This window comes from Protofrankia sp. CiP1_Cm_nod4 (assembly GCF_982290645.1).
In genome coordinates, this window is record NZ_CEVIVC010000033.1 from 32,998 (window position 1) to 41,364 (window position 8,367).

The 8,367-nt window shown below is 70.7% G+C and carries 6 protein-coding genes; 4 read left to right on the top strand and 2 right to left on the bottom strand.

Going from position 1 to position 8,367, the window contains the following annotated elements; translation table 11 throughout:
- On the bottom strand, positions 1-867 hold an 867-nt coding region (gene rsmI / locus AC5LSR_RS08950), incomplete at its 3' end, for a 16S rRNA (cytidine(1402)-2'-O)-methyltransferase (RefSeq protein ID WP_493468348.1).
- Positions 868-1,017: 150 nt separating this feature from the next.
- Between rsmI and AC5LSR_RS08955 the strand changes: the two genes are divergently transcribed.
- Positions 1,018-2,580, top strand: a complete 1,563-nt coding sequence (locus AC5LSR_RS08955; protein WP_250289964.1) for a dolichyl-phosphate-mannose--protein mannosyltransferase — start codon at positions 1,018-1,020, stop codon at positions 2,578-2,580.
- A gap of 418 nt (positions 2,581-2,998) precedes the next feature.
- A complete protein-coding gene (locus AC5LSR_RS08960) occupies positions 2,999-3,202 on the top strand; it encodes a hypothetical protein (protein WP_013872226.1) in 204 nt (67 codons plus the stop codon).
- Between the two features lie 111 nt (positions 3,203-3,313).
- Here AC5LSR_RS08960 and AC5LSR_RS08965 read toward each other — a convergent pair whose 3' ends face one another.
- Entirely contained in the window at positions 3,314-3,811 is a 498-nt protein-coding gene (locus AC5LSR_RS08965; protein WP_250284617.1) for a hypothetical protein, read from the bottom strand.
- 775 nt (positions 3,812-4,586) lie between these two features.
- On the opposite strand from AC5LSR_RS08965, the gene AC5LSR_RS08970 reads away from it, so the two are divergent.
- Entirely contained in the window at positions 4,587-6,374 is a 1,788-nt protein-coding gene (locus tag AC5LSR_RS08970; RefSeq protein WP_250284615.1) for a glycoside hydrolase family 15 protein, read from the top strand.
- 326 nt (positions 6,375-6,700) lie between these two features.
- Positions 6,701-8,305 (top strand): FHA domain-containing protein, encoded by a 1,605-nt coding sequence (locus AC5LSR_RS08975; protein WP_250284612.1) that lies wholly within the window; start codon positions 6,701-6,703, stop codon positions 8,303-8,305.
- Positions 8,306-8,367: the final 62 nt, after the last annotated feature.

The following is an 8,367-nucleotide window of genomic DNA, read 5'->3' on the forward strand; positions in this document are numbered from 1 at the left end:
CTTGGCGGCGAGGACGGCGTCGTAGACGAGACGGCGGGGGACGCCGTGCTCGGCCGCCACCGCCGCGAGGGCCGCCTTGCGCGGTGTGCCGGTGGCCTCGCGGGCGGCGACCTCCGCCGCGAGCGTGGCGGAGAGGACGGCCGCGGCCGGCGTGCCCGGTTGCGGCGGCGCCTGCGACGACGTCCCGGGCCGGCCCGCCACCACCAGGGTGATCTCGCCCCGGATCTCCCGCTCACGGGCCCAGGCCGCCAGCGCGCCGAGATCGTCCCGGACGGTCTCCTCCCAGGTCTTGGTCAGTTCGCGGCACACCACGGCCGCGCGGTCGGGCCCGAAGGCCGCGGTAAGATCGTCCAGTGTCGCGGGCAGCCGGTGCGGAGCCTCCAGGATGACCAGTGTGCGCCGCTCCCCGGCCAGCTCGGCCAGGCGTGACCGGCGCTCGCCCGGCCGGCGCGGCAGGAAGCCCTCGAACACCCAACGGTCGGTGGGCAGCCCGCTGACCGCGAGCGCGGCGGTCACCGCGGACGGCCCGGGGACGACCGTCACCGCCACCCCGGCCGTGACGGCGGCGGCCACCACCCGGAAGCCCGGGTCCGACACGGCCGGCATGCCCGCGTCCGTGATGAGCGCGACGGTGGCTCCCGCGCGCAGGTGGGAGAGCAGGAAGTCCGCGCGGGAGGGCTCGTTGGCGTCGAAGCAGGAGACCACCCGCCCGGCGATCGTGACACCGAGGGCGGCGGTCAGCCGGCGCAGGCGGCGGGTGTCCTCGGCCGCGACGATGTCGGCGCGGGCCAGCACCTCGCCCAGGCGGGGGCTGGCATCACGCACGTCACCGATCGGCGCACCGCAGAGCACCAGAGTTCCGGACACCCGCCGAGTCTGCCAGGTGCCAGCACCTACATTGATGCGGTGGCGGTGACAGCGACCTATCCGACCGTGGACGGCGGCGAGCCGCGGGCCACGGTAGTTACTAAAAGTAATCACGATGGCCTGAGCCCACGGGAACGGCTGACACCGCCGATGCCCACCGACCGGCTCGCGGGCTGGCTCGCGTCGCTGGCGATCGCGGCGGTCGCCGGTGTCCTGCGGTTCTGGCAGCTCACCGAACCGCGCGGCATCTACTTCGACGAGGTCTACTACACCCACGACGCCTACGGTCTGCTCACCCACGGCTACGAGTTGAGCGACATCAAGAGCGGGTGCGACGGCCCCGGGTTCGTCGTCCACCCGCCGCTGGGCAAGTGGCTGATGGCGGTGTCCGAGTGGCTCTTCGGGTACACTGACTGTGCCGGGATCCGCCACGGCAGTCCCGAGCTGGGCTGGCGTTTCGCCTCCGCGGCCGCGGGGACGCTGGCGGTGCTCGTGCTCGCCCGGACCGCCAGGAGGATGTTCCGCTCGACGCTGCTCGGCTGCTTCGCCGGCCTGCTGCTCGCCTTCGACGGCCTGGAGTTCGTCCAGAGCCGGATCGGCATCCTCGACATCTTCCTGATGACCGGGCTCGTCCTGGCCCTGGCCTGCCTGATCCTCGATCGGGATCACGGACGGGCCAGGCTGGCCGCCAGCCTCACGGATACCGACAACAGCCCCCTCGCCGGACGATCGGGTAAGGACGCGTCCGAAGCGGGAAACATCGATCTGCGATCAATAAGTAGTCTGTATAAAACAGACAGTAAGAAAATCCGCTTCGGGGCACGTCTGGGTGTGCGCCCGTGGCGGCTTGCCTGCGGGCTGTGCCTCGGGGCGTCGCTGGGGGTGAAGTGGAGCGCCGTCTACACGCTCGTGGGATTCGCCGCGCTGGCCATCGCCTGGGACGCCGGGGCACGCCGGACGGCGGGTGTGCGACGGCCGCTCCTGGCCGCCGTGCGCCGGGACGGGCCACAGTGGTCCACCAGCTTCGTCCCGCTGCCGGCCATCGTGTTCCTGGCGACGTGGACCGGCTGGTTCGTCACCGGCGGCGGTTACAACCGCCACCGCTTCGGTGACGGCATGTGGGGGACGCTGCACAGCTGGTGGGACTACCAGCAGCAGATCTTCCGCTTCCACGAGCATCTGGACGCCTCGCACCCGTACGCGTCCAAGCCGCTGAGCTGGCTGGTACTGGCCCGGCCGGTCGCCTACTTCTACAGCACCCCCAAGGCCGGGGAGCCCGGCTGCGCCTCCCAGGCCGGCTGTTCCCGGGAGATCCTCGCGATCGGCAATCCGGCGATCTGGTGGGTCGGGGTGGCGGCGCTGGTCGGCGTGCTGGCGCTGTGGGTCAGCCGCCGGGACTGGCGGGCGGGCCTCGTCCTGGTCGGCTTCGCGACGTCGTTCCTGCCGTGGCTGGCCTTCCCCAACCGGACGATGTTCCTGTTCTACGCGCTGCCGCTGCTGCCGTTCCTCGTCCTCGGGCTGACCGCGCTCGCGGGGGTCGCCCTGGGCCCCCGGACCGCCTCCGACCTGCGGCGGCTTGTCGGTTCGCTGATGGTCGGCGTCTACGCGATCGTCGTCGTGCTGCTGTTCGTCTACTTCTATCCGATCATGGCGGCGCAGGTGGTCCCGACTTCGGCGTGGCGGGTGAGGATGTGGTTCCCGGGCTGGATCTGAGGCGCTGCGGCCAGCCGCTCCGTCGCCGCCGGGCCCGGCGGGGCCCGCCTGGTCGGTCCAGCCGGCCTGGTCGGCAGGTCCGGCCCGGCGGCGCCGCCGGGCTGTCGGTTCTCGAGGGCGGACGAGCCGACACCGAGCAATCTGTCAGTCACCAGACCTCCTGACACGACCAACAATAGGAACTATATGTAAGTATATTGATACTTATAGTGATGTAGCGGCGGGAGTGGACTACGAGTCACCCACTTTGGGCAAGTAAATCTTGCATTAAGTAACATCATTTCCTGAAACATACGAATACGTCCGTCGGTTACCGGGGGGTGCCTGCCGGTACGACTACGCGATCAGGGATGGTGGGAGGGACCAGACTGGCTTCTCGCGGCCGACACAGGGCCGACACAGGAGGAAAGGAACCACCATGGCGGATGTCTCGGTACGCTTTGCGATGACCGATGACAGTGAGATCGTGCTGAACCTGTCGCTCACGCAGGCGATCCGACTGACCGAAGCCATCGCGTCCAAGGTCAGTCAGGCCATGACGGAACAGCCGCCACGAGGCAGCCTCAACGGCAGCTCCTACGGCGGGCCGTCCGTACGCCCCGGCCCCTACTCCACATCCTGATCCTGACGGCTGGCCCGTTGACCGCCCCCGGGCTCTCGGACAAGGTGCGGTGGCACAGCCCGCGGGCAACGCGGGAGTCCCCAAATTTTTCGCCCCGCGAAAAATTTGGGGTCACCCTGTCAGCTGGGCGATGAGGGCTCGTAGTAGTTCGAGGTCGCGGCGGCGGATCTCCGCCGGTGAACGGCCGTCCTCGCCGGTGGGGACGAACGACGCCCGGACGCCGCGCAGTTTCTCCCGCAGGTACTGGACCGCGTGTGGCGGCAGCAGGCCCTCACGCAGGAGCAGGACGACATGCCCGCCGTGCTCGACAACGTCGACGGGAGCGGCCATGGCCATGGTCACGACCCGGATGCCGAGCGGTTCCACCCGGTCGTACACCAGGAGTAACCGGTCCTCCGCGATGATCTCCGCTGTGCCGTCGTCCCACAGCACGGTTGCCCGTGGAGCCTCCGAGAACAGCCAGCCGGCCGCCTCGACCCGGACCAGGTCGTCCCCCGGTGCGGGTTCACGGCGTGGCGCCGCGCGCACGGCCAGGACGGTCCCGCGGCGCGACCAGACCCCACCGCCAAGATCATCAACCGGGGACACCCGGTCGCCTTTGGCGAACATGACAAGACCGCCTTGACCATTCTGTGCCGTTGGCCCCTGCGCCGGCATGCTGTGATCGTAGAGTGACGTGAACGACCGCCGGCATGGACGCCCGGACCCTGACTCCAGATCCGCCCCAGATCGCGCCCATTTGAACACTTTTCGTTACAAATTCATGATAGCCCCAGGTCAGGACCGATCCATCCCGACCGTTGCCGGCAGGCATCCAGCCGACAATCCAGCTCGATGATCATTTCCCCTGGCGCCGGACCGCCACGGACCGGCCTCACCCCCAGTGCCGCCAGCATTGACGTCACTATCAGTAACACCGCCGCCAGTAACACCGTCGCCAGCAACGCCACCGTCAGCGATGCTGTCCCACCGCCGCCGGCGTTCCTCGGCGGCCCACTCCGCCAGGGCAGCGCACTGGCTGTGTGGCGACGCCGGGCGCCACCGACATCGGCAGCGCTGACATCGGCGCCACTGACATCGGCAGCGCTGCCGGACGCGGTGCCGGCAAGCTCCAAGGTAGCCCCACGGCGGTCGATCGGTATCGCCTGACACTTCGAGAAGCTGACACTTCGAGAAGTCGGCGCTCACGGGCCGGCGGCCGGACGTACGTTCGCGGAAGCCCCGGGCCCGTGCCCGGTGGATACCGATGGCTGGCGACGGCCGGCGGCCGGCGATGGACGGCTGCCGCCCGAACGGCGCCCGCGTGATCGAGAATCCACCGCATACCGCCCGGACGTACCGCCCGGACGATGATTCCGTCGACAGCCCACCGGAGAGGCCATCCATGCGCGTGACCGGTTATCCGCCCATCGAAGAGCACGCGGTCATCGGCGACCTGCGCACGGTGGCGCTCGTCGCGACCGACGGCACCATCGACTGGTACTGTCCGCAGCGCTTCGACGGGGCCTCGGTGTTCGCCAGCCTGCTGGACGCCGAACGCGGCGGCTCCTTCCGCATCCACTGTCCCGGCTCCCGGGCCAAGCAGCTCTACCTGCCGGACTCCAACGTCCTGATGACCCGTTTCCTCGCCCCGCAGGCCGTCGGCGAGGTCGTCGACTTCATGGTCCCGGTGGACAGCGACGTCACCGAGTCACCGCACGCGGTCGTCCGGCAGGCCAGGGCGGTACGTGGCCGGGCCGAGTTCTCGCTGCGCTGCCACCCGCGCTTCGACTACGGGCGGGTATCACACACAGTGACGATCGTCGAGGGCCAGGGCGCGGTGTTCGACTCTCCCGTCGGCAGCCTCACCCTGCGTACCGCCATCCCGCTGGCCAGCGACGGCACCGGCGTCACCGCGACATTCGCGCTCGATACGGGACGCAGCGCGGACGTCGTCCTGGAGTGGAACACGCCGATCCGCCCACTGGTGGACGGCGAGGCCGAACAGCTGTTCAACCGTACCCTGACCTACTGGCAGAACTGGCTGCGCCGCAGCCGCTACCACGGCCGCTGGCGGGAGATGGTGAACCGCTCCGCGCTCGTGCTCAAACTGCTGGTCTACCGGCCCACCGGCGCGCTGGTGGCGGCGCCCACCACCTCCCTGCCGGAGGAGCTCGGCGGCATCCGCAACTGGGACTACCGGTACACGTGGATCCGTGACGCCGCGTTCACCATCTACGCGCTCATGACGCTCGGGTTCACCGACGAGGCCGCCGCGTTCATGGACTGGCTGGAACAGCGCTGCCAGGAGGCCCCCGGTGACAAGGGCCTGCACGTCCTGTACAGCGTGGACGGCAACGCCGACCTCGACGAGATCGTCCTCGAGCACCTGCGCGGCTACCGCGACTCGAGACCCGTGCGGATCGGCAACGGCGCCGCCGGGCAGCTCCAGCTCGACATCTACGGCGAGCTCATGGACTCGGTGTACCTCTACAACAAGCTCGCCGCGCCGATCTCCTTCCAGCTGTGGGAGGCGCTCTCCCGCCAGCTGGACTGGCTCGCCAAGCACTGGGAGGAGCCCGACGAGGGCATCTGGGAGACCCGCGGCGGCCGGCAGCGCTTCACCTACTCGGCGCTGATGACCTGGGTGGCCTTCGAGCGGGCGTGCCGGATCTCCCGGCAGCGCGGCCTGCCCGGCCCGACCAACGAGTGGAAGGAGTACGCCGGCCGCGCGTACCGGTTCGTCCAGACCGCGGCGTGGGATCCGGTCCGTGGCGCGTACATGGAGCATCCCGGGTCGTCCCGGCTGGACGCGTCCCTGCTGTGCATGCCCCTGGTGAAGTTCGCCGGGCCCACCGACCCCCGTTTCCTCTCGACCCTCGACCGTTTCGGCGAGGAACTGGTCAGCGACAGCCTGGTACGCCGTTACGCGGCGGACGGCAGCGACGGGCTGCACGGGGACGAGGGCACCTTCAACCTGTGCTCGTTCTGGTATGTCGAGGCGCTCACCCGGGCCGGCCGGGTCGCCGAGGCCCGGCTGGTGTTCGAGAAGATGCTGACCTACGCCAACCACGTCGGCCTGTACGCCGAGGAGATCGGGCCGTCCGGGGAGGCGCTGGGCAACTTCCCGCAGGCGTTCACGCACCTCGCCCTGATCAGCGCGGCCCTCCACCTGGACCGGGCCCTCGGCTGACCCCGGACCGGGCTTCTGGCCGGCCGAACGTCCTGGCCGAACGTCCTGACCGAACGTCACGGCCCGGCGGGCGGACGGCCCGCTCGTGGCGGCTGCTCCCCCCGGCAACGGCCGGGTGACGGTCTTCTCCTGAGGGAAAGTCCGCTGGTAGCCGACATGTTGCTGACGTCTGCCCGATCCACCGGCAGGATGGTTGGTACACGTGGCTCACCGGGGTGGGACACGCCGGACGCCGGCGGATGGCCCGGCACCGGCGGGCCGGACGCGCCGGCAGGGGCGGGGCAGCGGCCGACGCAGGCCAGGGACGAAGGACAAGGGGCGCGACGATGGCGGGACTTGACGGTTTCCGGGTCGTGGTGGCAGCCGGACATGATGCCGGGACCGGTGTGGTGGTCCGCCTGTCGGACGTTCTTGTCATCGCCAGCACCGGCCGCCCCGGCACGTCGGACATGACCAAGACGCTGCTGGCGCTGTGCGCCGAGGCGGCCGGCGAGGCGGGGGCTGCCTCGGGGACGGGCCGGCGGCTGGTGCGCCGGGTCGCCGGGCTGCTCGTCGACGCCGACCCGGAGGTGGTACCCGACTTCGCCCTGCTGGCGGAGGTCGGCGACCGGCTGGCCGTGCTGATCCACGGCGCGCTGGAGGTGGTCGTCCACGGCCCCGCCCCGCTCACCCTCTCCGGGATCGAGTCGGCCACCTGGGTGGACCGCCTGCTGCCGACCGGGTTCGCCCGCCTGGACATCGGCCCGGCCGGCACGCTCGGACCGGCCGGTGTCGGCAGCGCCTACGGCGCGGCGAACAACCCGGCCGCCGACGCCTTCCCGCTGGACCTGCGGATCGGGGCGGTACCCGGTATCGGGGTGAGCCTGGTGGCCAGCAGCGGGCCCGTCTTCGTCCCGCCCCGAGGGGCCGATGAGGACTTCGCCGCCGGCTTCGGCGGGCCCCGCAACCCGATGACCGGGGCGGCACCGATCCCGTCGGTGGACGCCGCGCCGGCCAGGGGCGCCGACGGGTCGGTGTCGAGCGCTCCGCCGGCCCTGACACCGCTGCACAGCAAGGAGCGGGAGCGCGGCGCGGAACAGGGCTACGGCAAAGAAGAACAGGGGTACGGCAAAGAGGACGGGCACGGCGAGGAGCAGGGGTACGGCGAGGAGCAGGGCTACGGCAGGGAGCAGGAGCACGGCAGGGAGCAGGAGTACGGCAGGGAGCAGGAGCACGGCAGGGAGCAGGAGCTCGACACCGCCGCCCGGCTGCGGGCCGCCGAGCCCACGCAGCTCGAGGACTTCGCCGCGCTCACCGCCACGAACGACGATCCGCCGACCGAGCTCGCCGGGCACGACCCGGCCGCGCATGTCGAGGACACCGAGAGCGAGGCGCTGACCGAGCTGCCCGGCCGCGGCTTCGACGTCGCCGACCTGTTCGACGACCAGGACGCCCCGACCATGCTGCCGGGCAGCTCCGAAGCCCAGGTCGAGGGCATTCTCTGCGCCAACGGCCACTTCAACCACCCGGCCGCGCCCTACTGCACCGAGTGCGGGCTGTCCCTGGCCCAGCAGACCGGCAACCCTGTCCGGGGGCCGCGGCCGACCATCGGGGTGATCGTCTTCGAGGACGGCCGGACCGTCAACGTCGACAAGGACATCGTGATCGGCAGGCAGCCCGACCGGGACGACGCCGTCCGGGCCGGCCGCGCGATTCCGTTACTGGTCGAGGACGGTGAGAGCGCGGTTTCCCGGGTCCACGCCGTCATCACGCTCAACGGCTGGGACGCGGTGATCGCGGACCAGGGCTCCGCGAACGGGACGTACATCGCCCCGCCCGAGGCGACCGTGTGGACCCCGTTGAACCCGCACGAACCGGCCCCGCTGGTCCCCGGGACCAGGGTCCAGGTAGGCAAGCGGACGTTCGTGTTCAACTCCCAGATGCAGATCTGACCACGGTGGCCGACGACAGCACGGACGGCACGACGGCGAAGCGGGCCACCGACGCGGCCACG